This window comes from Achromobacter sp. 413638, assembly GCF_043119405.1.
GTDB lineage: Bacteria > Pseudomonadota > Gammaproteobacteria > Burkholderiales > Burkholderiaceae_B > Achromobacter.
Genome location: NZ_JBICCO010000083.1, coordinates 1 through 22494, shown reverse-complemented (window position 1 = coordinate 22494; position 22494 = coordinate 1). Strand labels below are relative to the sequence as shown.

General features: G+C 66.7%; 21 protein-coding genes. 12 read left to right on the top strand and 9 right to left on the bottom strand.

What is annotated here, in order from left to right; all coding sequences use genetic code 11:
• The first annotated feature begins 86 nt into the window (after positions 1-86).
• The 6 genes from ACEU5R_RS25775 (at position 87) to katG (ending at position 7827) form a co-directional block, all read left to right on the top strand.
• Positions 87-1289, top strand: coding sequence for a M20 aminoacylase family protein (locus tag ACEU5R_RS25775; protein WP_103271803.1), 1203 nt, complete (start codon positions 87-89; stop codon positions 1287-1289).
• 230 nt (positions 1290-1519) lie between these two features.
• On the top strand, positions 1520-2437 hold the full coding sequence (locus ACEU5R_RS25770; protein WP_392412579.1) for a TauD/TfdA dioxygenase family protein: 918 nt from the start codon (positions 1520-1522) through the stop codon (positions 2435-2437).
• 65 nt (positions 2438-2502) lie between these two features.
• Positions 2503-3546 carry an ABC transporter substrate-binding protein gene (locus tag ACEU5R_RS25765; RefSeq protein ID WP_392412578.1) on the top strand — a complete coding sequence of 348 codons (1044 nt, stop codon included), beginning with the start codon at positions 2503-2505 and terminating at the stop codon, positions 3544-3546.
• Between the two features lie 62 nt (positions 3547-3608).
• A complete protein-coding gene (locus ACEU5R_RS25760) occupies positions 3609-4448 on the top strand; it encodes an ABC transporter ATP-binding protein (RefSeq protein ID WP_103271806.1) in 840 nt (279 codons plus the stop codon).
• Positions 4449-4551: 103 nt separating this feature from the next.
• Positions 4552-5439: an ABC transporter permease gene (locus ACEU5R_RS25755; protein WP_103271807.1), complete on the top strand. Its 888-nt coding sequence runs from the start codon at positions 4552-4554 to the stop codon at positions 5437-5439.
• A gap of 189 nt (positions 5440-5628) precedes the next feature.
• Complete coding sequence (katG, locus tag ACEU5R_RS25750) at positions 5629-7827, top strand: catalase/peroxidase HPI (RefSeq protein WP_392412576.1); 2199 nt, start codon at positions 5629-5631, stop codon at positions 7825-7827.
• Positions 7828-7893: 66 nt separating this feature from the next.
• On the opposite strand, the gene ACEU5R_RS25745 is transcribed toward katG, so the two are convergent.
• From ACEU5R_RS25745 to ACEU5R_RS25730, 4 genes are all read right to left on the bottom strand, one after another.
• Positions 7894-9663 carry a hybrid sensor histidine kinase/response regulator gene (locus tag ACEU5R_RS25745; protein WP_392412574.1) on the bottom strand — a complete coding sequence of 590 codons (1770 nt, stop codon included), beginning with the start codon at positions 9661-9663 and terminating at the stop codon, positions 7894-7896.
• Between the two features lie 68 nt (positions 9664-9731).
• Positions 9732-10346 (bottom strand): ATP-dependent Clp protease proteolytic subunit, encoded by a 615-nt coding sequence (locus ACEU5R_RS25740; protein WP_103271810.1) that lies wholly within the window; start codon positions 10344-10346, stop codon positions 9732-9734.
• Positions 10347-10424: 78 nt separating this feature from the next.
• Positions 10425-10796, bottom strand: coding sequence for an SRPBCC domain-containing protein (locus tag ACEU5R_RS25735; protein ID WP_103271811.1), 372 nt, complete (start codon positions 10794-10796; stop codon positions 10425-10427).
• Complete coding sequence (locus tag ACEU5R_RS25730; RefSeq protein WP_103271812.1) at positions 10793-11107, bottom strand: helix-turn-helix transcriptional regulator; 315 nt, start codon at positions 11105-11107, stop codon at positions 10793-10795. Before ACEU5R_RS25730 ends, ACEU5R_RS25735 begins: the two co-directional genes overlap by 4 nt.
• A 76-nt stretch (positions 11108-11183) precedes the next feature.
• On the opposite strand from ACEU5R_RS25730, the gene ACEU5R_RS25725 reads away from it, so the two are divergent.
• A complete protein-coding gene (locus ACEU5R_RS25725) occupies positions 11184-11558 on the top strand; it encodes a hypothetical protein (RefSeq protein ID WP_392412572.1) in 375 nt (124 codons plus the stop codon).
• A 132-nt stretch (positions 11559-11690) separates the two neighbouring features.
• On the opposite strand, the gene yidC is transcribed toward ACEU5R_RS25725, so the two are convergent.
• From yidC to rpmH, 4 genes are all read right to left on the bottom strand, one after another.
• The gene (gene yidC / locus ACEU5R_RS25720; protein WP_392412570.1) at positions 11691-13385 is read right to left on the bottom strand and encodes a membrane protein insertase YidC; all 1695 of its coding nucleotides are present in this window, start codon (positions 13383-13385) and stop codon (positions 11691-11693) included.
• Positions 13386-13434: 49 nt separating this feature from the next.
• Positions 13435-13722, bottom strand: coding sequence for a membrane protein insertion efficiency factor YidD (yidD, locus tag ACEU5R_RS25715; protein WP_212314606.1), 288 nt, complete (start codon positions 13720-13722; stop codon positions 13435-13437).
• A gap of 74 nt (positions 13723-13796) precedes the next feature.
• Positions 13797-14168, bottom strand: coding sequence for a ribonuclease P protein component (locus ACEU5R_RS25710; protein ID WP_103276256.1), 372 nt, complete (start codon positions 14166-14168; stop codon positions 13797-13799).
• Between the two features lie 109 nt (positions 14169-14277).
• Positions 14278-14412 (bottom strand): 50S ribosomal protein L34, encoded by a 135-nt coding sequence (gene rpmH, locus ACEU5R_RS25705; RefSeq protein WP_006228069.1) that lies wholly within the window; start codon positions 14410-14412, stop codon positions 14278-14280.
• Between the two features lie 360 nt (positions 14413-14772).
• On the opposite strand from rpmH, the gene dnaA reads away from it, so the two are divergent.
• The 4 genes from dnaA (at position 14773) to ACEU5R_RS25685 (ending at position 20444) form a co-directional block, all read left to right on the top strand.
• Positions 14773-16221, top strand: a complete 1449-nt coding sequence (gene dnaA / locus ACEU5R_RS25700) for a chromosomal replication initiator protein DnaA (RefSeq protein WP_103271815.1) — start codon at positions 14773-14775, stop codon at positions 16219-16221.
• A 2-nt stretch (positions 16222-16223) separates the two neighbouring features.
• Positions 16224-17333 carry a DNA polymerase III subunit beta gene (gene dnaN / locus ACEU5R_RS25695; RefSeq protein WP_199770955.1) on the top strand — a complete coding sequence of 370 codons (1110 nt, stop codon included), beginning with the start codon at positions 16224-16226 and terminating at the stop codon, positions 17331-17333.
• 94 nt (positions 17334-17427) lie between these two features.
• A complete protein-coding gene (gene gyrB / locus ACEU5R_RS25690) occupies positions 17428-19875 on the top strand; it encodes a DNA topoisomerase (ATP-hydrolyzing) subunit B (RefSeq protein ID WP_392412568.1) in 2448 nt (815 codons plus the stop codon).
• A 155-nt stretch (positions 19876-20030) separates the two neighbouring features.
• Positions 20031-20444: a VOC family protein gene (locus ACEU5R_RS25685; protein WP_392412567.1), complete on the top strand. Its 414-nt coding sequence runs from the start codon at positions 20031-20033 to the stop codon at positions 20442-20444.
• A gap of 87 nt (positions 20445-20531) precedes the next feature.
• Here the strand turns inward: ACEU5R_RS25685 and ACEU5R_RS25680 are convergent, their stop codons facing one another.
• Positions 20532-21455, bottom strand: coding sequence for a LysR family transcriptional regulator (locus tag ACEU5R_RS25680; protein WP_392412565.1), 924 nt, complete (start codon positions 21453-21455; stop codon positions 20532-20534).
• A 316-nt stretch (positions 21456-21771) separates the two neighbouring features.
• Here ACEU5R_RS25680 and ACEU5R_RS25675 point away from each other — a divergent pair, with 316 nt between their 5' ends.
• On the top strand, positions 21772-22458 hold the full coding sequence (locus tag ACEU5R_RS25675) for a hydrolase (RefSeq protein WP_392412563.1): 687 nt from the start codon (positions 21772-21774) through the stop codon (positions 22456-22458).
• Positions 22459-22494 lie beyond the last annotated feature (36 nt).

The following is a 22494-nucleotide window of genomic DNA, read 5'->3' as shown; positions in this document are numbered from 1 at the left end:
GCCGTGCTACACCTGAAAGATCTCCGCCCTTGGCTTATCCACAGCCTTGTTCTATTTTTTTCCGTCTGAATCCGCTGGATCCCGCCATGAAGACCATCGCCGAAATCGAACGCGCGCATCCCGAACTCACCGCGCTGCGCCGCGACATCCACGCCCATCCCGAACTCGCCTTCCAGGAAACGCGCACGTCCACGCTGGTGGCCGAAAAGCTGCGCGGCTGGGGCCTGGAAGTCCACACGGGCCTGGGGAAAACCGGCGTGGTCGGTATTCTGCGCGCCGGCAGCGGCAAGAAGACCGTGGGCCTGCGCGCCGACATGGACGCGTTGCCCATGCCCGAGCACAATCGCTTCGCGCACCGGTCCACCATCAGCGGCCGCATGCACGGCTGCGGCCATGACGGACACACCGCCATGCTGCTGGGCGCGGCGCAGTACCTGTCCACGCACCGCGACTTCGACGGCACCGTGGTGTTCATCTTCCAGCCGGCCGAGGAAGGCGGCAACGCCGGCGCGCGCGCCATGATGCAGGACGGCCTGTTCGACCGCTTTCCCTGTGATGCCGTGTTCGGCATCCATAACATGCCGGGCATGCCGGTGAACCAGTTCGGCTTTCGCGCCGGCCCGACGATGGCGTCGAGCAACCGCTGGGACATCGTGATCAAGGGCGTGGGCGGCCACGCGGCGCAGCCGCATGCCTCGGTGGATCCGATCATCGTCGCGGCCGACATGGTGCATGCCTTGCAGACCGTGATCTCGCGCAGCAAGAACCCGCTGGAACAGGCAGTGCTGTCGATCACGCAGATCCACGCCGGCGACGCCTACAACGTGATTCCGGGCGAGGCCGTGCTGCGCGGCACGGTGCGCACGTACTCGGTGGAAACGCTGGACAAGATCGAGGCCGACATGCGCCGCATCGCCACCACGCTGCCGCAGGTCTATGGCGGCACCGGCGAGCTGGATTTCGTGCGCGCCTATCCGCCGCTGGTGAACTGGGAACAGGAAACCGCCTTCGCCGCGCAGGTGGCCGAGAACGCGTTCGGCGCCGAGCACGTGCTGCGCGACATGCCGCCCTTCATGGGCGCCGAGGACTTCTCGTTCTTCCTGGAGAAAGTGCCGGGCGCCTATCTGTTCCTGGGCAATGGCGATGGCGACCATCGCATGGAAAGCTATCACGGCATGGGTCCGTGCCAGCTGCACAACCCGAACTACGATTTCAACGACGCGCTGCTGCCGGTGGGCGCCACGTACTGGGTCAAGCTGGTTCAGGCCTACCTGCCTGTGGAAAAGTAGCGGGTGGCGGCTTTCATGCCGATTTTTCACTAGCTTATAAGTTGTCCACATGAAGGCGCGGCGTTCCCATAGCGGACGCCGCGCCTTATGACGCCAGGCTTTGTTCAAACGCCAATATCTTCGTTTGCGTTGCAAGGCCGGCTTTTCATAATCGATCGTTCCTGGTCCCGGCGCATCGCCGGGCCGCCCCAATCCGGTCCGGCGATTCGCCGGACGCCCAGGAGCGATCGATGCCCCAAAGCAATGCCCTGCTGCGCGATGTGGATGCGCACGCGGAACCGCAAGCCGCCCAGCCGCAAGCCTTCGAGCTGCGCCCGCTGCCGGGTCCGCTGGGCGCCGAGATCATTGGCCTGGATCTGTCGCGCGAACTGACGCGCGAGGATTTTTCCCGCATCCATCAGGCGCACCTGGACCATCATCTGCTGGTGTTCCGCGATCAGCGCATCACGCCGCGCCAGCACATCGATTTCAGCCGCCGCTTCGGCCCGCTGATGATTCATGTGCTGCATCAGTTCCACCTGCCCGGCCATCCCGAGATCCTGACTGTCTCCAACATCATCGAGAACGGCAAGCCGGTGGGCCTGGGCGACGCCGGCAAGTACTGGCATTCGGATATCTCGTACAAGGCGCTGCCCAGCCTGGGTTCGCTGCTGCACGCGCAGGAGCTGCCGTCCGAAGGCGGCGACACGCTGTTCGCCAACATGCACCTGGCCTACGACACGCTGCCCGAGGCGCTGCGCAATGCGATTGAAGGCCGCCGCGCCGTGCACTCCTACCTGGCCAAGTACGGTCAGCTGCAAAAGGAAGGCAACTGGCGTCCGAACCTGAGCGCGCAACAGGTGGCGCAAGTGCAGGAAGTCTCGCATCCGGTGGTGCGCACGCATCCGGAGAACGGCCGCCGCGCGCTGTTCGTGAGCGAAGGCTTCACCACCCGCATCGAAGGCCTGCCGCAGGACGAAAGCGACGCCTTGCTGGCCGAGCTGTACGCGCACAGCGTGCGTCCCGAGCATGTCTATCGCCATCACTGGCGCGAGCATGATCTGGTGTTCTGGGACAACCGCTCGCTGATCCATCTGGCCGGCGGCACGCCCGACCATCTGCGCCGCAAGCTGTACCGCACCACCATCGAGGGCGACGCGCCGTTCTGAGCGCGCCCGCGCATCGTCAGAATCCACGCGTCGCACGGCACCACGACTTATCCACAAGGAACACCATGCGTTTGTCCGCCGCCGCAAAAGACCGAGTCGCGCAAGTCCTCACCAGCGCCGGCCTGGCCCTGGTCCTCGCCGTACTGGCGCTGGCCTCGCCCTCGCCGGCCTGGGCCGAGGGCCGCATCCGCATCGCCGAGCAGTACGGTATCGTCTACCTGCTGCTGAACGTGGCGCGCGACCAGCAGCTGATCGAAAAGCATGGCAAGGCCGAGGGTGTGGATATCTCGGTGGAATGGGCCAAGCTGTCCGGCGGCTCGGCGGTGAACGACGCGCTGTTGTCCGGCGCGGTGGACATCGCCGGCGCGGGCGTGGGGCCGCTCCTGACCATCTGGGACCGCACGCGCGGCAAGCAGAACGTCAAGGGCGTGGCCTCGCTGGGTAATTTCCCCTATTACCTGGTGACCAACAATCCCAACGTGAAGAGCATCGCCGATTTCACCGAGCGCGACCGCATCGCCCTGCCCGCCGTCGGCGTATCGGTGCAGTCGCGCGTGCTGCAGCTGGCCTCGGCCAAGCTGTGGGGCGACGCGCACTACGACAAGCTGGACAAGATCTCGGTGGCGCTGCCGCATCCGGACGCCGCCGCCGCCATCATTGCCGGCGGCACCGAGATCACCGGCCACTTCGGCAATCCGCCGTTCCAGGAACAGGAGCTGGCCGAGAATCCCAAGGCGCGCATCGTGCTCAATTCGTATGACGTGCTGGGCGGCCCCAGCTCGTCCACCGTGCTCTTCGCCACCGAGAAATTCCGCAAGGACAATCCCAAGACCTACAAGGCCTTCCAGCTGGCGCTCCAGGAAGCCGCCGAGTTTGCCACCGCCAATCCGGAGAAAGCCGCCGACATCTACCTGCGCGTGACCGGCGCCAAGCTGGACCGCGACTTCCTCATCAAGATCATCAAGAACCCCGACGTGCAGTTCAAGCTGGCGCCGCAGAACACCTACCCGCTGGCGCAGTTCATGCACAAGGTGGGCGCGATCAAGACGGCGCCGGCCAGCTGGCGCGAGTATTTCTTCGATGACGCCGTCACCGCCCAGGGCAGCTAAGGGTAAAGCCCGGCCCCGATGAGGTCTGGAGGTGGGCGGCTGTAGAACCAAGGAGAACCGACATGTCCATCCATTCCGCCAGCCCTGTGGATAACGCTGAAAACCAAGGTCCGCTGCTGCGTGTGGATAAGGTGTCGCTCGAATACAAGACGCCGGAACGGCGCGTGCGCGCCACCCATCAGGTGAGCTTTGACGTGCACGCGTCCGAGCGCTTCATCCTGCTGGGCCCGTCGGGCTGCGGCAAGTCCACGCTGCTCAAGGCCGTGGCCGGCTTCATCAAGCCGACCGAAGGCCGCATCGCGCTGGACGACCGGCCGGTGCAAGGCCCGGGCCCGGACCGCATCGTGGTGTTCCAGGAATTCGACCAGCTGCCGCCGTGGAAGACGCTGCGGCAGAACGTCGCGTTTCCGCTGATCGCCTCGCGCAAGCTGGGCCGGCGCGAGGCCGATGAGCGCGCCATGCATTACCTGGACAAGGTCGGGCTGGCGGGCTTCGCCGACGCCTATCCCCACACCTTGTCCGGCGGCATGAAGCAGCGCGTGGCGATCGCGCGCGCGCTGGCCATGCAGCCGCGCGTGCTGCTGATGGACGAGCCCTTCGCCGCGCTGGACGCGCTGACGCGGCGGCGCATGCAGGAAGAGTTGATGGTCCTGTGGGAAGAGGTGCGCTTCACGCTGCTGTTCGTCACCCACTCCATCGAAGAGGCGCTGGTGCTGGGCAGCCGCGTGCTGCTGCTGTCGCCGCATCCGGGCCGCGTGCGCGCCGAGCTGAACGCGCAGGCGCACAGCCTGCACAGCCAGGGCTCGGCGGCCTTCCAGGCGGCCACGCGGCGCATTCACGATCTGCTGTTCGACCAGGCGTCCGCGCGGGCGGGCGAGGCCGAGCGCCGCGTCGCCGCCTGAGGCTGGCGCCAGTCATTCGCCGCGCGGCTTGATTGCCGCGTTCGTTCAATACGCGGGCTCTGCCGCGCGCGATATCCACAGTTTGCGATCACCGAGATCCGCCATGTCCGTCATCACTTCCGTCCACGCCGATACGCTGGCCGCGCGTCCCGATATCGAATACGCGCTGCCGCCGCTGCCCGTGCAGACCGCCGAGGCGCCGCTGTCCTGGCGCGAGCGCCTGTGGGCCCGCGCCGGCGTGCGCAAGCTGTTCATCCTGGCGCTGCTGGCCCTGCTGTGGGAGCTGGCCGCGCGCCTGACCGACAACGACCTGCTGCTGCCGGGCGCCTGGCAGACCGCGCAGGCCTTCGCGGCCGGCCTGGCCAGCGGCGAGCTGGCGGCGCGCGCCGGGCAGTCGCTGCGGGTGCTGGTGCAGGGTTATGTGGCGGGCGTGGCGCTGGCCTTCGCGCTGACCACGCTGGCCGTGTCCACGCGCCTGGGCCGCGACCTGCTGTCCACGCTGACCTCGATGTTCAACCCCTTGCCCGCCATCGCCCTGCTGCCGCTGGCGCTGCTGTGGTTCGGCCTGGGCGAAGGCAGCCTGGTGTTCGTGCTGATCCATTCCGTGCTGTGGGCGCTGGCGCTGAACACCTACGCCGGCTTCCTGGGCGTGTCCGAGACGCTGCGCATGGCGGGGCGCAACTATGGGCTGACGGGGCTGCGCTACGTGCTGTGGATCCTGGTGCCGGCCGCGCTGCCGGCCATCCTGGCCGGCCTGAAGATCGGCTGGGCCTTCGCCTGGCGCACGCTGATCGCCGCCGAATTGGTGTTCGGCGCGTCCAGCGGCAAGGGCGGGCTGGGCTGGTACATCTTTCAGAACCGCAACGAGCTGTACACGGACAAGGTGTTCGCCGGGCTGGCGGCCGTGGTCATCATCGGCCTGCTGGTGGAAAGCCTGGGCTTCGACACGCTGGAGCGGTTGACGGTCAGGCGCTGGGGCATGCAGCGCTAGCCGCGGTCGCGTGGCCGGAGCCGGGCGGAAGGGCCCGGCGGGCTCATTGATGAAATCAAGAATCCTGAACATATTCATTGATATGAGCTATTGATCGTATTGCAGCAATCAAATATTTCTGCATGGTGCTCTCGCGTATAGTCGTTCGGACCGGCCCGCCCGGCCGTCCATCACCGAAGGAGAGCGCCCATGTCGAGCGAAGCGAAATGCCCTTTCAACCATACCGCCGGCGGCGGTACGACGAATCGGGACTGGTGGCCCAACCAGCTGCGGCTGGACCTGCTGAGCCAGCATTCCAGCAAGTCCGATCCGATGGACAAGGACTTCAACTACGCGCAAGCCTTCAAGAGCCTGGACCTGGCCGCCGTGAAGAAGGACCTGGCCAAGCTGATGACCGATTCCCAGGACTGGTGGCCCGCCGACTTCGGCCACTACGGTCCGCTCTTCATCCGCATGGCCTGGCACAGCGCAGGCACCTATCGCATCGGCGACGGGCGCGGCGGCGCGGGACGGGGGCAGCAGCGCTTCGCGCCGCTCAACAGCTGGCCCGACAACGTCAGCCTGGACAAGGCCCGCCGCCTGCTGTGGCCCATCAAGCAGAAGTACGGTCGCAAGATCTCCTGGGCCGACCTGCTCATCCTGACCGGCAACGTCGCGCTGGAGACCATGGGTTTCAAGACCTTCGGTTTCGCGGGCGGCCGGGAAGACAGCTGGGAACCTGATCAGGACGTCTATTGGGGCAATGAGAAAACCTGGCTGGGCGGCGACGTGCGCTACGGCAAGGGCGAAGGCAAGACCCCGTCGGGCCGCAATCTGGAAAACCCGCTGGGCGCGGTGCAGATGGGCCTGATCTACGTGAACCCGGAAGGCCCGGACGGCAATCCGGATCCGGTCGCGGCCGCGCATGACATCCGCGAGACCTTCGCGCGCATGGCCATGAATGACGAGGAAACCGTGGCGTTGATCGCCGGCGGCCATACCTTCGGCAAGACGCACGGCGCCGGGCCGGCCTCCAACGTGGGCCCCGATCCCGAAGACGCGGGGCTGGAGCTGCAGGGCCTGGGCTGGCAGAGCAGCCATGGCAGCGGCAAGGGCGCGGACGCCATCACCAGCGGCCTGGAAGTCACCTGGACCACCACGCCGACGCAATGGGGCAACGGCTTTTTCCAGAACCTGTTCGGCTATGAATGGGAACTGAGCAAGAGCCCGGCCGGCGCGCACCAGTGGGTGGCCAAGAATGCCCAGCCTACGATTCCGCATGCCTTCGACGCGTCCAGGAAGCTGCTGCCGACCATGCTGACCACGGACCTGTCGCTGCGCTTCGATCCTGCCTACGAGAAGATCTCGCGCCGCTTCATGGACCATCCCGAGGAACTGGCCGAGGCCTTCGCCCGCGCCTGGTTCAAGCTGACCCACCGCGATATGGGCCCGCGCGCCCGCTACCTGGGTCCGGAAGTGCCGGCCGAGGAACTGATCTGGCAGGATCCCATCCCCAAGGTCAACCACCCGCTGGTCGACGACCAGGACGTGGCGGCGCTCAAGCAGAAGGTGCAGGCCAGCGGCCTGTCGGTGTCCGAGCTGGTGTCCACCGCCTGGGCGTCGGCGTCCACCTTCCGAGGCTCCGACAAGCGCGGCGGCGCCAATGGCGCGCGCATCCGGCTGGCGCCGCAGAAGGACTGGGCGGTCAACCAGCCGGCGCAGCTGGCCAAGGTGTTGAAGGCGCTGGAAGCCATACAGGCCGACTTCAACCGCGCGCAGTCCGGTGGCAAGAAGATCTCGCTGGCCGACCTGATCGTGCTGGCGGGCTGTGCGGGCGTGGAGCAGGCGGCCAAGACGGCCGGCGTCGACGTGACCGTGCCCTTCGCGCCGGGCCGCATGGATGCCACGCAGGAACAGACCGACGTGGATTCCTTCGCGCCGCTGGAGCCGGTGGCCGACGGTTTCCGCAACTACCTGAAGACGCGCTTCGCGGTGCCGGCCGAGGCGCTGCTGATCGATCGCGCGCAGCTGCTGACCCTGACCGCGCCCGAGATGACCGTGCTGATCGGCGGGCTGCGCGTGCTGGAGGTGCGGGTGGGCCAGGACCGGCACGGCGTTTTCACCGACCGGCCGGGCGCGCTGAGCAATGACTTCTTCCGCAACCTGCTCGACATGGGCACGGAATGGAAGCCGCTGTCGCCCGAGCGCGAGGCCTTCGAGGGGCGCGATCGCAAGACCGGCCAGCCCAAATGGACGGGCAGCCGTATCGACCTGCTGTTCGGCTCGCACTCGCAGCTGCGCGCGCTGGCCGAGGTCTATGCCAGCGAGGACGCGCAGCAGAAGTTCGTGCGCGACTTCGTCGCCGCCTGGGTCAAGGTGATGAACCTGGACCGCTACGACCTGGCCTGAGGTCGGAAGCGGAACCTGGTCCGGGCGGCGGCCGGATCCCGAGGCCGACGCCCGGGATCCGGCGCTTCAGGCCAGCAGGCGCGCGATGGTGCTGCGCAGCCGGTCCGGATCGACCGGTTTGTTCTGCATGGGCCAGCCATGTTCGGCCACTTCGGCCAGGCGCTGCGGGTCGGTGTCGCCGCTGACCAGCAGCGCCGGGATAGCCTCGTCGTTGTATTCCTCGTGCAGGCGCTTGATGGCGTCGATGCCCGTCTGGTGCTCGCGCAGGCGGTAGTCGCTGATGATCAGCGAGACGCGGTCCATGTCCTGCGCGGTCTGCAACAGCAGCTCATCGACGCTGCCGGCCGCCAGCACGCGGTAGCCCCACCCTTCGAGCAGCAATTGCAGGCCGAGGCGGCTTTGGACGTCGTCTTCGATGACCAGCACCAGCGGCTCGCGGCCGTGCGTAGGCAAGGCGGCGGGCTGCGGTTCGTCCGCCTGGGCCGGGGCCTGCGCCTGGGGATCGGCCAGCGGCAGCGTCAGGCTGAACACGGTGCCGCGGCCCGGCCAGGAGCGCAGGCCCAGCGGATGGCCGAGCAGCCGGGCCGTGCGCTGCACGATCGCCAGCCCCAGGCCCAGGCCCTTGCCGCGGTCGCGTTCGGGGTTGCCCAGCTGATGGAATTCCCAGAAGACGCGCTCCTGTTCGTGCAAGGGAATGCCCGGGCCGCTGTCCCAGACCTCCACGCGCAGCGCGTCGCCGTCTCGGCGGCAGCCGACCAGCACGCCGCCGCGCTCGGTGTGATGGATGGCGTTGTGGATCAGGTTGCGCAGGATGCGGTCCAGCAGCGCCGGGTCCGACGAGACCGTGGCCGCGAGCGGCCGCAAGCGCAGGCGCAGCGATTTTGCCTGCGCCTGCGGCGCGAACTCGTGATGCAGGCGATCGAGCACGTCGGCGATCGCCACCGGCTGCACCTGCGGACGCACCACGCCCGCGTCCAGCCGCGAGAGGTTGAGCAGGCCATCGAACAGGCCGCCCAGCGCCTGCACCGCGCGCGAGATGCTGTCCACCAGCTGGCGGCTCTGCGCGGGCAGCGCATGCCCCTTCAGCACGCCGACGAACAGGCTCAGCGCATGCACGGGCTGGCGCAGGTCGTGGCTGGCGGCCGCCAGGAAGCGCGACTTGGCCAGGTCGCTGCGTTCGGCCGCCATCTTCTCGTTCTGCAGCCGCTGCAGCAGGTCCAGGTTCTCGAAGCGCAGGCTCAGCGAATCGAGCTGCGTGCGATGCATGCGATGGGCGAAGGTCAGCGACACGGCCAGGTACAGCAGGCCGGCGACGCCCATCACCGTGAGCAGCGTTTGATCCAGCGCCGTCAGCATCAGCAGCATGGGCAGGAAGTACGGCAGCAGGAAGCTGTAGAGGACCGGCAGATCGATGCAGTACGCATAGATGGCGCCCGTGCCCATGGTCAGCAGCGCGATGATCAGGAACATCTGGTGCGGCAGCGGCACGTGCTGCAGCCAGTACGCCGTCGGCAGGCCCCAGGCCAGGCCGCTGGCCAGCACCCCGACCAGCGTGATGCGGCGCCAGCGCCGCACCCGGGGGTTGTCGTTGATGCCGGGCTCGCCCTCGACCGGCCGGAAGCGGCGCATGGCATGCCAGCGCAAGGCGGACAGCGCCAGGTTGCCGAGCGCCCACCAGGCCAGCTGCGCATGCGGCACCACGTCCTGCAATGCCGCGATCACCAGGGCCATGGTCAGCAGCATGCCCGCCAGCGTGAACGGCAGGTTGCGGCGCAGGACCACCACGCAGGCGGCGAAAACGGGGTCGCGGACGGGGTCGGGACGGACGGCGGGCATCGCGTTCGAGGCGGATGGGGAACGCGGACATTGTCGTCTGGTTCGCCGCGTCCGGCCAGGGGCGTTGTTCAGCCCCGCGCGTCCTCGCTCGCGCGGTCGCGGTACACGCGGTCGATCAGGCCCCACTCGATGGCTTCGTCGGCCGTCAGGTAGCGGTCGCGGTCCAGGCTGCGCTCGACGTCCTCATAGCTGCGGCCGCAATGCTCGGCGTACAGCCGGATGACGCGGTCCTTGGTGCGCTGCATTTCCTCGGCGTGGATCATGATGTCCGAGGCCTGGCCCTGGAAGCCGCCCAGCGGCTGGTGCACGTGCATGCTGGCGTTGGGCAGCGCGGCCCGTTCGCCCGGCTCGCCGGCCATCAGCAGCAGCGAGCCCATGGAGCGCGCCGTGCCCATGCACAGCGTGTGCACGGGCGACTTGATGAACTGCATGGTGTCGTACATGGCCAGGCCGCTGGTGATCACGCCGCCGGGCGAATTGATGTACAGGTGAATGGGCTTGCCGGGATGCTCGGCCTCCAGGAACAGCAGCTGCGCGCACACCAGCGCCGAAACCGTGTCGTTGACCTCGCCGTTCAGGAACACGATGCGTTCGCGCAGCAGGCGCGAATAGATATCGAACGACCGTTCTCCGCGGCCGGACTGTTCCACCACCATGGGGACGAGCTGCATCGCTCCGCTCATGAGCGAACTCCTTGTGTTGCTTGGGAAAGGGAGGCCGGGGCGGCTCGGCGGCCGGCCCGGAGACCGTTCGGGCGGCCGCTAGGCGGCCATCATCAGCCAGGTCGTGCCGTCGTTGGCGGCCGGCCGCTGGCGGCGTTCCAGGCGCGCGTCGGCCAGCTCATGGATGATCCTGAGGCGCGTGCCGCCCTCGCCGTCCGGCTCGATCTGGAAGGTGACCAGGCTTTCCAGGAACGGCGGCGCGTCGTCGCGCATGCGGTAGCGGATTTCTTCCTCGTGCGTGACCGAGACGGGATCGGGGTCGGAAACGACCGCATCGGGCAGCCACTGCTCGCGCAGCGCGGGGATGCTGACGGCGCGCCAGACCTGTGACGGCGGCGCATCCAGCGTGTATTCGAGCACCAGCGCGTCGGCCTGCTCGTCCTGCGTGTCCTGGGCGGGGGTGTCGTTCATTGATCCATGTCCTTGAGCAAGGCCTTCAGGGCGTCCACGCGCGCCGGCCAGTAGGCGCGGTACTTCGACAGCCAGCCGGCGATCAGCGCCAGGCCGTCGGGATCGACTTCGTAGTTCACAAAGCGGCCTTGCCGCTCTTCGCGCACCAGCCCGGCCTTGCGCAGCACCGCCAGGTGCTGGGACATGGCGGACTGGCTGATGTCCATGCCCACCCGCAGGGCGCTGGCGTTCATGCCGCCGGGCGCCAGCTTCTCGAAGATGGCGCGGCGGGTCGGATCGGCCAGGGCCTTGAAGATGTCGTTTTCGATCATGGCAACACATTAGCATTGACTAATGTGATTGGCAAGCGGGCTATCATGCCCAGCCTTACTTCTCCCTCTTTCGCGCATGTATCCGTACCTCTCCAAGTACGAATGGCTGGCCATGGCCGATGAGCTGTTGCGGCATCAGGCGCCCGACGTGGTGGACCTGTGCGTGCGCTTTTTCCTGGCCGAGTCGCGCGGTGTGTCCGACGGCCGGATCCGGGCGCTGCTGGCGCGTCGCTTCAAGCACGGCCAGCTGGGACGCACCCATCGCGATCAGCTGGTGGCCTGCATTGCCCGGCGCCTGACCGAGGGCGATTTCTCGGAGCAGTTCAAGGATCAGCTGCGCCTGGCCCTGCATCTGGACCGCCAGGCCATCCTGGCCGCCGCCGCCGGCTGCGCGCATCGGCGCTCGTATGTCCGGCAGTACGCGCTGTGGGTGCTGGCGCACGCGCCGTAGACGGCTGACGGTATTGCCCGCGGCATCATCCATGGTCCGTCGCGCGTCGAGGCGGCAGCGGTGGTTCCGGGGTGGCGCAGCCATAAAAAAAACCGGCCCCTGGGGGCCGGTTCTTCATTGCCGTGGTCCGGATCAGCGGCTTGCGGCGGCTTCGGTCTTGCGCTGGATGGCCCGGGTGATGGACCACTGCTGCAGGATCGACAGCGTGTTGTTCACGCACCAGTACAGCACCAGGCCGGCCGGGAAGAAGAACATCATCCCGCCGAACACCAGCGGCATGATCATCATGACCTTGGCCTGGACGGGGTCCGGGGGCGTGGGGTTCAGCTTGATCTGCAGGAACATGGTGGCCATCATGATGGCGGGCAGAATGAAGAACGGGTCGCGGATCGACAGGTCGTGCACCCACAGGATCCACGGCGCGCCGCGCATTTCCACGCTGGCCAGCAGCACCCAGTACAGCGAGATGAACACCGGGATCTGCACCACCATCGGCAGGCAGCCGCCCAGCGGGTTGATCTTCTCGGTGCGGTACATCTCCATCATGGCCGCGTTGAGCTTCTGCTTGTCGTCGCCGTACTTTTCCTTCAGCGCCTGCAGGCGCGGAGCGACCTGCTTCATGCGGGCCATCGAGCGGTAGCTCGCCGAGGCCAGCGGGTAGAACAGCGCCTTGATCAGCACGGTCAGCGCGACGATGGTCCAGCCCCAGTTGCCCAGCAGCGAGTGCAGCCAGGTCATCAGCGTGAACAGCGGCTTGGCGATGATGGTCAGCCAGCCGTAGTCGACCACCAGCTCCAGGCCGGGGGCCAGCGCGGCCATGGCCTTCTGGTCCTGCGGGCCGACCCACAGGTGCGAGTCGACGCGCGACGCGGTGCCCGGTGCGATCTCGCCCACGGCCTCGATGCTGCGGGCCGCGTACAGGTTCTTCTGCACCTCGACCACTTCGTTGTTGCGCGGCTTGCCTTGCGGCGGCACCCAGGCGGTGGCGAAGTAGTGCTGGACGATGGCGATCCAGCCGTTGTCGGCCTGTTTGATGTAGTTGGCCTTCTTCTTCTCGATATCGCTGAAGGTCATCTTCTGGAACTTGTCCTGTTCCGAGTAGACCGCGATGCCGGTGAACGTGTGATAGAAGCTGGACGTGTCGGCCGGATCGTTGCCGTCGCGCTCGAGCTGCAGGTACAGCGAGGGCTTCACGGCGGCGGCGCCGACGTTGGCCAGGTCATGGCGCACGTCGATGTCGTAGCGGCCACGGTGCAGCGTGAAGGTCTTGGTGACTTTCAGGCCGCCGGACTCGCCTTCGAAGGCCACGACCAGGCTGTCGCCGCTGAGCTGGCGCTCGGTCGAGACCACGCGGAACGGCGTCTGGTGCGTGGGGAAGCTCTGGCCGTCGGGCGCGCCGACCACGCCGGTCTGCGCCACGTAGTTCAGGCCGGCGCTGCGGTCCAGCAGCACCGTCGGCTTGTCGGCCTGGCCGGTCGCCGGGTACTTCAGCAGCTCGGCGCGCACCAGCTGGGCGCCCATCGTGTCGAAGGTCAGGCGCAGCACGTCGGTGGTGACCACGACTTCCTCGGAACGGGCCGGGGCGGCAGCGGCCGAACCGGGCACCGCCGAGGTCGGGGCGGACGGCGTGGCATTGGCGGGCGCGTTCGGCACCGAGGGGGTGGCGTTGTTGCCGGCGGCGGCCTGTTGCTGGCCGTCGGCGGTGGCAGCCGCGGGCGCGGGCCCGCCGAACAGCGACGGCTTGCCGTTATGGATCTGCCAGTTGTTCCAAAGAAGCAACAGCGAGAAGGAAAAAATCATCCAGAGGACGGTTCGTCGGATATCCATTGGTGCCTACTGAAGTGAATACGGGCCAGCAAAGCCCGCCAGTTTAGCGTCAATCATGCCTGCTGCGGTGGCTGTGGGAGCAGCCCTCGCCGCACTTGGTTCCCTCGCCCGGCGCTTGTCGGGAAGGCGGAACCGGGTCCAGACCGCCCGGCGACCACGGATGGCAGCGCCCGATGCGCCGGGCCGCCAGCCAGAAGCCGCGCCAGGCGCCATGGCGTTCGATCGCTTCGATCGCATACGCCGAGCAGGTGGGGGTGAAACGGCATTGCCGGCCGATCCAGGGGCTCAAAAAAAAGCGATAGAACCGGATCGGGGCGATGAGCAGCGCCGCCGCCAGGCCACGGCCGCCCCGGGGGCGGGCCGCCGAACGTGGCGACGGGTCGGATTCTGGGGTGTCCGGCCCTGCCCCGCTCATCGCGCGATCCGCTCAAAGTGAGCGTCTACTTCGGCGCGAACCGTCTGTTTGAGCACGGTGAGCGTGGCGGGAGGCATCTTGCATTGCAGGCGCACGACGTAGTCTTTGGCCGGCAGCGCCAGGCGCCGGTGGCGGAACGCTTCGCGGATGACCCGCTTGATGGCGTTGCGCGTGGAGGCGCGGGCGGCGAACCGCTTGGCGATGATCAGGCCCAGGCGGGCGCAGGCCTCCTGGCCGGGGGGGAGATCGTTGGGAGCGGCGCTCACAACGAAGAACGCCCCTCGGGCCAGACGCCGGCCTTTCAGCGCGGCGGCGAACTCGGAGGGGCGATGCAGCCGCGCCTCCGGGGGAAGCGTGGCGCGCGGCATGGACTGCAGGTCGGACGCTTGCGTCGGACCCGGCTGGGATTGCGAGAATTCCTGCAATGTGGCCGGTCCGGGCAAGAAGCCGGGGTTTCCGGAAAACCGGAACCCGGACTTAGACGGCCAGGCGCTTGCGGCCCTTGGCGCGGCGGGCGCTCAGGATGGCGCGGCCGGCGCGGGTCTTCATGCGCACGCGGAAACCATGGGTGCGCTTGCGACGGGTGACGGAAGGTTGGTAGGTGCGTTTCATGGACGATCCACAAAAAGAACAAAAGTCAGAAGGGACCTGCCCGGAGGGTTCCTGATCGCTTATCCACAAAGCGGGTATCTGCAAGAAGCGCGGCCGGCGGGCCGATAAGCATGCCGGCGAGGGCGCGATCTTGAGACGGGGCTTCGGGCCGGGATTTACCCCGGGCGATATTCAGCAAGGCTCGTGTTCGAGGCCTTCTGCGAAACCTTCTGACAGACAGAATTCGGAAAAGCCCACCATTTCAGCAAGTTTTCCCTGTCTTGTCAAACAGTTAAGGGCCGGGCCAAGTGCCAGTCCCGTCCCGCCCTGTGGATAACCCATGCCCAGGCAAGGTAGAATCGAGGTTTGAATAAGAGCGACATGAAAGAATTCTGGCAGACCTGCGTCAGTCGTCTTGAGCAGGAACTCCCCCCCCAACAAATCAGCGCGTGGATACGACCGCTGGTCCCGCTTGCGTACGACGAAACGCAGGCGGTGCTGCGCGTTGCCGCGCCCAACCGCTTCAAGCTGGATTGGGTGCGGAAGAATTTCTCCCACCAGATCGAAGCGTTGGCCGCGGAGTGGTTCGAGCGGCCGGTGCAGGTGCAGTTCGAGCTGCCCAGCCATGGCGCCACGCCGCGCATGCCGGTGGCTCCGGTGCGCCCTGCCGCGACGCAGGGCGCCGCGCCCACGGGGGGCGCGCCGCCGCCCGCCGCGGCGCCGCCGCCTGCGATGGTTGCGCAGACCGCCGCCGCTTCCAACGCGGCCGCCGCTGTCAACGCCGACGCCGCCAACATCGTGTACGAGCGCTCGCGCCTGAACACCGATCTGACCTTCGAAAACTTCGTGACCGGCAAGGCCAACCAACTGGCCCGCGCCGCCGCGCTGCAGGTGGCCGAGAACCCCGGCACGTCCTATAACCCGCTGTTCCTGTACGGCGGCGTGGGCCTGGGCAAGACCCACCTGATCCACGCCATCGGCAACGCCATGGTCGCGGCCGGCACCGGGGTGCGCGTGCGCTACGTGCATGCCGACCAATACGTGTCCGACGTGGTCAAGGCCTACCAGCGCAAGGCGTTCGACGATTTCAAGCGCTACTACCATTCGCTGGACCTGCTGCTGATCGACGACATCCAGTTCTTCTCCGGCAAGAACCGCACGCAGGAAGAGTTCTTCTACGCCTTCGAGGCGATGGTGGCGCAGCGCAAGCAGATCATCATCACCAGCGACACGTATCCGAAGGAACTGTCGGGCATCGACAGCCGCCTGATCTCGCGCTTCGATTCCGGCCTGACGGTGGCGATCGAGCCGCCCGAGCTGGAAATGCGGGTGGCGATCCTGCTGCGCAAGGCCGAGTCCGAGGGCGTGCCCATGCCCGAGGAAGTGGCGTTCTTCATCGCCAAGCATCTGCGCAGCAACGTCCGCGAACTGGAAGGCGCGCTGCGCAAGGTGCTGGCGTATGCCCGCTTCCACGGCCGCGACGTGCTCACGGTGGATGTCTGCAAGGAAGCGCTGAAGGACCTGCTGTCGGTGTCCAACGGCCAAATCACGGTCGAGAACATCCAGAAGACCGTGGCGGACTTCTACAAGATCAAGGTGGCCGACATGTATTCGAAACGCCGGCCCGCCAATATCGCCTTGCCGCGCCAGGTCGCCATGTACCTGGCCAAGGAGCTGACCCAGAAAAGCCTGCCGGAAATCGGTGATCTGTTCGGTGGCCGCGACCACACCACGGTACTGCACGCCGTGCGCAAGATCTCCGACGCCCGCGCCAAGCAAGCGGAACTCAACCATACCCTGCACGTGTTGGAACAAACTCTAAAAGGATGAACATGCAACTCGTACAAACCACACGCGATGCATTGCTGAAACCGCTGTCGACTGTGGCGGGCATCGTCGAAAGACGCCATACCCTGCCCATCCTGGCGAACATCCTGATGCGCAAGGAAGGCAACAAGGTTGCCTTCATCGCCACCGACCTGGAAGTGCAGATCACCACGCATGCCGACTTCGGCGTGGGCCAGGACAACGAGTCCACCACGGTGGCGGCGCGCAAGTTGCTGGACATCCTCAAGGCCCTGCCCGACACGGGCGAGGTCAAGCTGGCGCTGGCCAGCAACAAGCTTTCCGTGCAGTCGGCCAAGAGCCGCTTCGCGCTGCAGACGCTGGCCGCCAGCGAGTTCCCCACCGTGGCTCAGCCCGAGCAGTGGGACGTGTCGCTGACGCTGCCGCAGCGCACGCTGCGCCACCTGTTCAACATGGTGCACTTCGCCATGGCGCAGCAGGACATCCGCTACTACCTGAACGGCATGCTGCTGGTGTTCGAACCGGGCCGCGTGCGCGCCGTGGCCACCGACGGCCACCGCCTTGCCCACTGCTCCACCGAGGCCGACGGCATCAAGGAACGCCACGAAGTCATCGTGCCGCGCAAGACCGTGCTGGAAATGCAGCGCCTGCTGGAAGACTCCGACGAGCCCGTCTCCATCGACGTGGCGCCGGGCCAGATCCGTTTCCGTTTCGGCGACGTCGAGCTGGTGTCCAAGCTGGTCGAAGGCAAGTTCCCCGATTTCACGCGCGTGATTCCCACGAACTACTCGCGTCATTTCCTGGTCGGCCGCGAAGCGCTGCAAGGCAGCCTGCAACGCGCCGCCATTCTGACCACGGACAAGTTCAAGGGCGTGCGCCTGCAGCTGGCGCAGAACCAGATGAAGATCTCGTCCTCCAACGCCGAGCAGGAAGAGGCCCAGGAAGAAATCGACATCGACTACGGCCATGAGCCGCTGGACGTGGGCTTCAACGTCGGCTACCTGCTCGACGTGCTGTCGAACGTCAAGGTCGACAACATCCAGTGGTCGGTCATGCCCGACGCCAACGCGTCCGCGCTCATCACCCTGCCCGAAGACGACCAGTTCAAGTACGTCGTCATGCCCATGCGGATCTAATCCGCCATTACGTGGGTTTGTGCCGCCCGCGGGCCAGCGCGCCCGCCGGCGGTCCGGCCGCCAGGCCGTTCTTTAAAGCTTTATCGAAACAGACATGTCAGATCAGCAGAACACCACTCCCGAGAACAGCGGCTACGGCGCTGACTCGATCAAGATGCTCAAAGGGCTGGAGGCCGTGCGCAAGCGCCCCGGCATGTACATCGGCGACACCTCCGACGGCACCGGCTTGCACCACATGGTGTTCGAGGTCGTGGACAACGCCATCGACGAAGCCCTGGCGGGCTATTGCGACGACATCGTCGTCACGATCCACACCGACAACTCGATCTCGGTGACGGACAACGGCCGCGGCATCCCCACCGACATCCACAAGGACGACGAATTCCACCGCAGCGCGGCCGAAATCGTCATGACCGAGCTGCACGCCGGCGGCAAGTTCGACCAGAACTCGTACAAGGTCTCCGGCGGCCTGCACGGTGTGGGCGTGTCCTGCGTCAACGCGCTGTCCGAATGGCTGCGCCTGACCATCCGCCGCAACGGCGAAGTGCACCAGATGGAATTCCGCCAGGGCGAGCGCGTCGCGCCCCTGGCCGTGACCGGCACGACCGACAAGCGCGGCACCGAAGTGCGCTTCCTGGCCGACCCGATCATCTTCAACAACATCGAGTACCACTACGAGATCCTCTCCAAGCGCCTGCGCGAGCTTTCGTTCCTGAACAACGGCGTCAAGATCCGCCTGATCGACCAGCGCCAGGGCAAGGAAGAGAACTTCGCCTTCTCCGGCGGCGTGAAGGGCTTCGTCGAATACATCAACCGCAGCAAGACCGTGCTGCACCCGAACGTGTTCTCGGTCACCACCGAGTCCTCGGCCGGCGGCGTGACGGTGGGCGTGGAAGTGGCGATGCAGTGGAACGACAGCTACAGCGAAAGCGTGCTGTGCTTCACCAACAACATCCCGCAGCGCGACGGCGGCTCGCACCTGACCGGCCTGCGCGCGGCCATGACCCGCATCATCAACAAGTACATCACCGACAACGAGCTGGCCAAGAAGGCCAAGGTCGAGACGTCCGGCGACGACATGCGCGAAGGCCTGGCCTGCGTGCTGTCGGTGAAGGTGCCCGAACCCAAGTTCAGCAGCCAGACCAAGGACAAGCTGGTCTCCAGCGAAGTGCGCCCGGCCGTCGAAGAAGCCGTGGCCCGCACGCTGGAAACCTGGCTGCTGGAACACCCCAACGACGCCAAGGCGCTGTGCGCCAAGATCGTCGAGGCCGCCCGCGCCCGCGAAGCCGCGCGCAAGGCGCGCGAGATGACGCGCCGCAAGAGCGTGCTGGAAGGCGCCGGCCTGCCCGGCAAGCTGGCCGACTGCCAGGAAAAAGACCCGGCGCTGTGCGAGCTGTACATCGTCGAGGGCGACTCCGCAGGCGGCTCGGCCAAGCAGGGCCGCGACCGCAAGTTCCAGGCCATCCTGCCGCTGCGCGGCAAGGTGCTGAACGTCGAGAAGGCGCGCTTTGACCGCCTGATCGCCAGCGAGCAGATCGCCACGCTGATCACCGCGCTGGGCACCAGCATCGGACCCGACTTCAACGTCGACAAGCTGCGCTACCACCGCCTCATCATCATGACCGACGCGGACGTCGACGGCGCGCACATCCGCACCCTGTTGCTGACGCTGCTGTACCGCCAGATGCCCGAGCTGGTGCAGCGCGGCTACGTCTACATCGCCCAGCCGCCGCTGTACAAGGTCAAGGTCGGCCGCGAAGAGCGCTACCTGAAGGATGACCAGGAAGAAGCGCAGTTCATGCTGCAGCTGGCCCTGAAGGACGCCGAGATCATTTCCGGCGGCAACATCATCCGCGGCGAAGAACTCAACGACCTGGCTCGCCAGTACGTGGCCGCCGACGGCGTGATCGCGCGCCTGTCGCGCGTGTTCGACCCGGCCGCGCTGTCGGCCATGGCCGAAGGCGTCGAGATCAACCTGGACACGGCCGAAGCCGCCGCCGACTCGGCCAAGCGCCTGGCCGGCGCGCTGCGCGACCCGGTCAGCGGCAATGGCGTGGAGATCGTGGCCGAGTTCGACCCGGCCACCGAGCGCCATCGCCTGTCGATCCAGCGCATGCACCACGGCAACGTGCGCGTCAGCATCATCGACGCGGACTTCATCAACGGTTCCGACTACGGGGTGCTGTCGCGCGCCGCCAAGAGCTTCTCCGGCAAGGTCCTGCCGCGTTCGCTGGCCGCGCGCGGCGAAGGCGACAAGCGCAAGGAGCAGACCGTGTCCGACTTCCGCGAAGCCATGCTGTGGCTGCGCAGCGAAGCAGACCGCAGCATCTCCAAGCAACGCTACAAGGGCCTGGGCGAAATGAACCCCGAGCAGCTGTGGGAAACCACCATGGACCCCAAGGTGCGCCGCCTGCTGCGCGTGCAGATCGAGGACGCCATCGCGGCCGACGAGGTCTTCACCACGCTGATGGGCGATGACGTGGAGCCGCGTCGCAACTTCATCGAGGCGCATGCCTTGTCGGCGGGGAATATCGACGTGTAAGCGTCGCCGCCGAGCGCCAGTGGAAAAGCCCGGGATCTTCCCGGGCTTTTTTTTGCCCTTCGCCCGGATTCAAGCGAGGAGTATCGTGCGGGAATTGGCTGGTTCCCCTTCATGGCGGGCGGCGTCCAGGCGTCACGTCGAAACAGCGAGGCGATATGTCACGCCCCACCATCACCCCCGGGCTGCTCTACCACGATGCGCCCGGCGCGATCGAATGGCTCTGCCGCGCCTTCGGCTTCGAGACGCGCACGCTTGTGCCGGGAGACGACGGCACGATCGCGCACGCGCATCTGACGCTGGGCAACGGCGGCATCATGCTCAGCTCCGCGGAGCGCTACCCGTTTCCCGGCCTGTGCAAGTCCCCGCGTGAACTGGGCGGGGTCGGCAGCGCCGAGATCATCGTCTACGTTGCCGACCCGGACGCGCACTACCGGCGCGCGGTGGCGGCCGGCGCACAGGTCGTCATTGCCATCGAGGACAAGCCCTACGGCGGCCGTGGCTACTCCTGCAAGGACCCCGAGGGCCACGTCTGGGCGTTCGGCTCGTACAACGCATGGTCGGACGCCTGACGTGTCGCCCCCGGCCTGTCGGACTCAGAACTTCACGCTCGCGCTCAGCCCATAGGTGCGGGGGTCGCCCGCCTTGGTATTCGCACCCTACCCCTGCACGTCACTCGCCCAAGGCTGCGCCGTCAACCGCTCCGCCAGATACTCGATCAGCGCCTGCACCCGGGCCGGACGCCGTCTCCCTGGCGGCGTGACGATATGCAGCGCGATCGGATCGACCCGCCAGTCATCCATGGCCGTTTCCAGCACGCCCGATTGCAGGTCTTCCCAGGCCAGGAACTCCGGCTGCAGGGCCAGTCCATTGCCGGCGCGCAAGGCCGGCGCCAGGGCTTCGGCGTTGTTCACGTTCAGGCGCGTCGGCAGGGCCTGCGAGAACTCGCCGTGCGTCTCGTGGCGGAAGCGCCAGTTCGCGCCGTTGCGCGCGTACATGTATTGCAGGGCCGTGTGCTGCGCCAGGTCGCGCGGATGCCTGGGTCGGCCGGCGCGCTTGAAGTAGGCGGGCGAGCCCACCAGCAGGATGCGCACCGAGCACAGGCGCCGGGCCAGCAGCGTGGAGTCGACCAGGTTCGAGATGCGCAGCGCCAGGTCGAAGCGCTCGGACACCAGGTCCGACTGCTTGTCGCTGAACTCGATCTCCAGTTCCACCTCGGGATGCGCCTGCATGAACGGCGGCAGCATCGGCGCCAGGTGCGTGACGCCGAAGGACATGGGCGCGGACAGGCGGATCTTGCCGTGCAGGCTGGTCGATTTCTCGGTCACCTCGGCCTCGACCGCCTCGCCCTCTTCCAGGATGCGCGCGGCGCGTTCCAGCGCCGCGTAGCCGGACTCGGTCAACGACATGCTGCGCGAGGTGCGGTGGAACAGCATGGTCTTCATCTTGGTTTCCAGGCGCGTGATGGCCTTGGACACCGTGGCCTGGGACAGGGCCAGCTCGGCCGCCGCCTTGGCGAACGAGCCGGTGTCGGCGACCTTGGCGAAGATCGCCCACCCTTCCAGATCCGGCAGCTTGTTCATATCTGATTCTCGCAATAACAGTCGCGTCGATGATAGCGGTTGCCTATGTGACGAACAAGAAAACATCGGCCTGGCGGGCCTGGAAAACGTCTCCGTCACAGGGAGCATGCAAAAAATGGAAAGGATGGAATTCCATGGCGCGGATTCTCAGGCGCCTGGCCGATCCCTAATATGCCTCTACCGACAGACGACGTGCACGAGAGCTTCAAGCGGCGCTTCCGACACGATCTGACGGCGCGGGCCCGGACGGCCCGCGCGTTGCCCCGAATTCATGCCGCCGCATTCCCTGAACGATTTCCTGAAAGAGAGACCCGCCATGTCCGCCAACAAGTACCTCGAAGTCCTGACCCCGCAAAACAGCCAGATCATCTTCATCGACCAGCAGCCGCAGATGGCTTTCGGCGTGCAGTCGATCGATCGCCAGACGCTGAAGAACAACGTGGTGGGCCTGGCCAAGGCCGCCCGCGCGTTCAACATCCCGACCACCATCACCACCGTGGAAACCGACGGATTCTCGGGCAACACCTTCCCCGAACTGCTGGCCGTGTTCCCCGACCACAAGATCCTGGAACGCACCTCGATGAACTCGTGGGACGACCAGAACGTGCGCGACGCGCTGGCCGCCAACGGCCGCAAGAAGATCGTCGTGGCCGGCCTGTGGACCGAGGTCTGCAACACCACCTTCGCGTTGTGCGCCATGCTGGAAGGCGACTACGAGATCTACATGGTGGCCGACGCCTCGGGCGGCACCTCGGCCGATGCCCACAAGTACGCCATGGACCGCATGATCCAGGCCGGCGTGGTGCCGGTGACCTGGCAGCAGGTGATGCTGGAATGGCAGCGCGACTGGGCGCGCAAGGAAACCTATGACGCCGTGACCGGCATCGCCAAGGAACACTCCGGCGCCTACGGCATGGGCATCGACTACGCCGTCACCCACGTGCACAAGCTGGCCGAGCGCGTGACGCACGGCGAACGCATCGGCCCCAACCCGGCCAAGTAAGCCGCCCGGGGGGGGGGGGGGGGGGGGGGGGGGGGG

What these genes read in the sequence shown, in the direction of transcription:
- ACEU5R_RS25735 (WP_103271811.1), bottom strand. Translation starts at nt 10,796, where the DNA reads ATGAACGACACCCCCGCCCAGGACACGCAGGACGAGCAGGCCGACGCG.
- ACEU5R_RS25765 (WP_392412578.1), top strand. Translation starts at nt 2,503, where the DNA reads ATGCGTTTGTCCGCCGCCGCAAAAGACCGAGTCGCGCAAGTCCTCACC.
- dnaN (WP_199770955.1), top strand. Translation starts at nt 16,224, where the DNA reads ATGCAACTCGTACAAACCACACGCGATGCATTGCTGAAACCGCTGTCG.
- ACEU5R_RS25730 (WP_103271812.1), bottom strand. Translation starts at nt 11,107, where the DNA reads ATGATCGAAAACGACATCTTCAAGGCCCTGGCCGATCCGACCCGCCGC.
- ACEU5R_RS25710 (WP_103276256.1), bottom strand. Translation starts at nt 14,168, where the DNA reads ATGCCGCGCGCCACGCTTCCCCCGGAGGCGCGGCTGCATCGCCCCTCC.
- ACEU5R_RS25775 (WP_103271803.1), top strand. Translation starts at nt 87, where the DNA reads ATGAAGACCATCGCCGAAATCGAACGCGCGCATCCCGAACTCACCGCG.
- dnaA (WP_103271815.1), top strand. Translation starts at nt 14,773, where the DNA reads ATGAAAGAATTCTGGCAGACCTGCGTCAGTCGTCTTGAGCAGGAACTC.
- ACEU5R_RS25770 (WP_392412579.1), top strand. Translation starts at nt 1,520, where the DNA reads ATGCCCCAAAGCAATGCCCTGCTGCGCGATGTGGATGCGCACGCGGAA.
- ACEU5R_RS25760 (WP_103271806.1), top strand. Translation starts at nt 3,609, where the DNA reads ATGTCCATCCATTCCGCCAGCCCTGTGGATAACGCTGAAAACCAAGGT.
- ACEU5R_RS25745 (WP_392412574.1), bottom strand. Translation starts at nt 9,663, where the DNA reads ATGCCCGCCGTCCGTCCCGACCCCGTCCGCGACCCCGTTTTCGCCGCC.
- katG (WP_392412576.1), top strand. Translation starts at nt 5,629, where the DNA reads ATGTCGAGCGAAGCGAAATGCCCTTTCAACCATACCGCCGGCGGCGGT.
- ACEU5R_RS25740 (WP_103271810.1), bottom strand. Translation starts at nt 10,346, where the DNA reads ATGAGCGGAGCGATGCAGCTCGTCCCCATGGTGGTGGAACAGTCCGGC.
- yidC (WP_392412570.1), bottom strand. Translation starts at nt 13,385, where the DNA reads ATGGATATCCGACGAACCGTCCTCTGGATGATTTTTTCCTTCTCGCTG.
- ACEU5R_RS25725 (WP_392412572.1), top strand. Translation starts at nt 11,184, where the DNA reads ATGTATCCGTACCTCTCCAAGTACGAATGGCTGGCCATGGCCGATGAG.
- rpmH (WP_006228069.1), bottom strand. Translation starts at nt 14,412, where the DNA reads ATGAAACGCACCTACCAACCTTCCGTCACCCGTCGCAAGCGCACCCAT.
- ACEU5R_RS25755 (WP_103271807.1), top strand. Translation starts at nt 4,552, where the DNA reads ATGTCCGTCATCACTTCCGTCCACGCCGATACGCTGGCCGCGCGTCCC.
- ACEU5R_RS25685 (WP_392412567.1), top strand. Translation starts at nt 20,031, where the DNA reads ATGTCACGCCCCACCATCACCCCCGGGCTGCTCTACCACGATGCGCCC.
- ACEU5R_RS25675 (WP_392412563.1), top strand. Translation starts at nt 21,772, where the DNA reads ATGTCCGCCAACAAGTACCTCGAAGTCCTGACCCCGCAAAACAGCCAG.
- gyrB (WP_392412568.1), top strand. Translation starts at nt 17,428, where the DNA reads ATGTCAGATCAGCAGAACACCACTCCCGAGAACAGCGGCTACGGCGCT.
- ACEU5R_RS25680 (WP_392412565.1), bottom strand. Translation starts at nt 21,455, where the DNA reads ATGAACAAGCTGCCGGATCTGGAAGGGTGGGCGATCTTCGCCAAGGTC.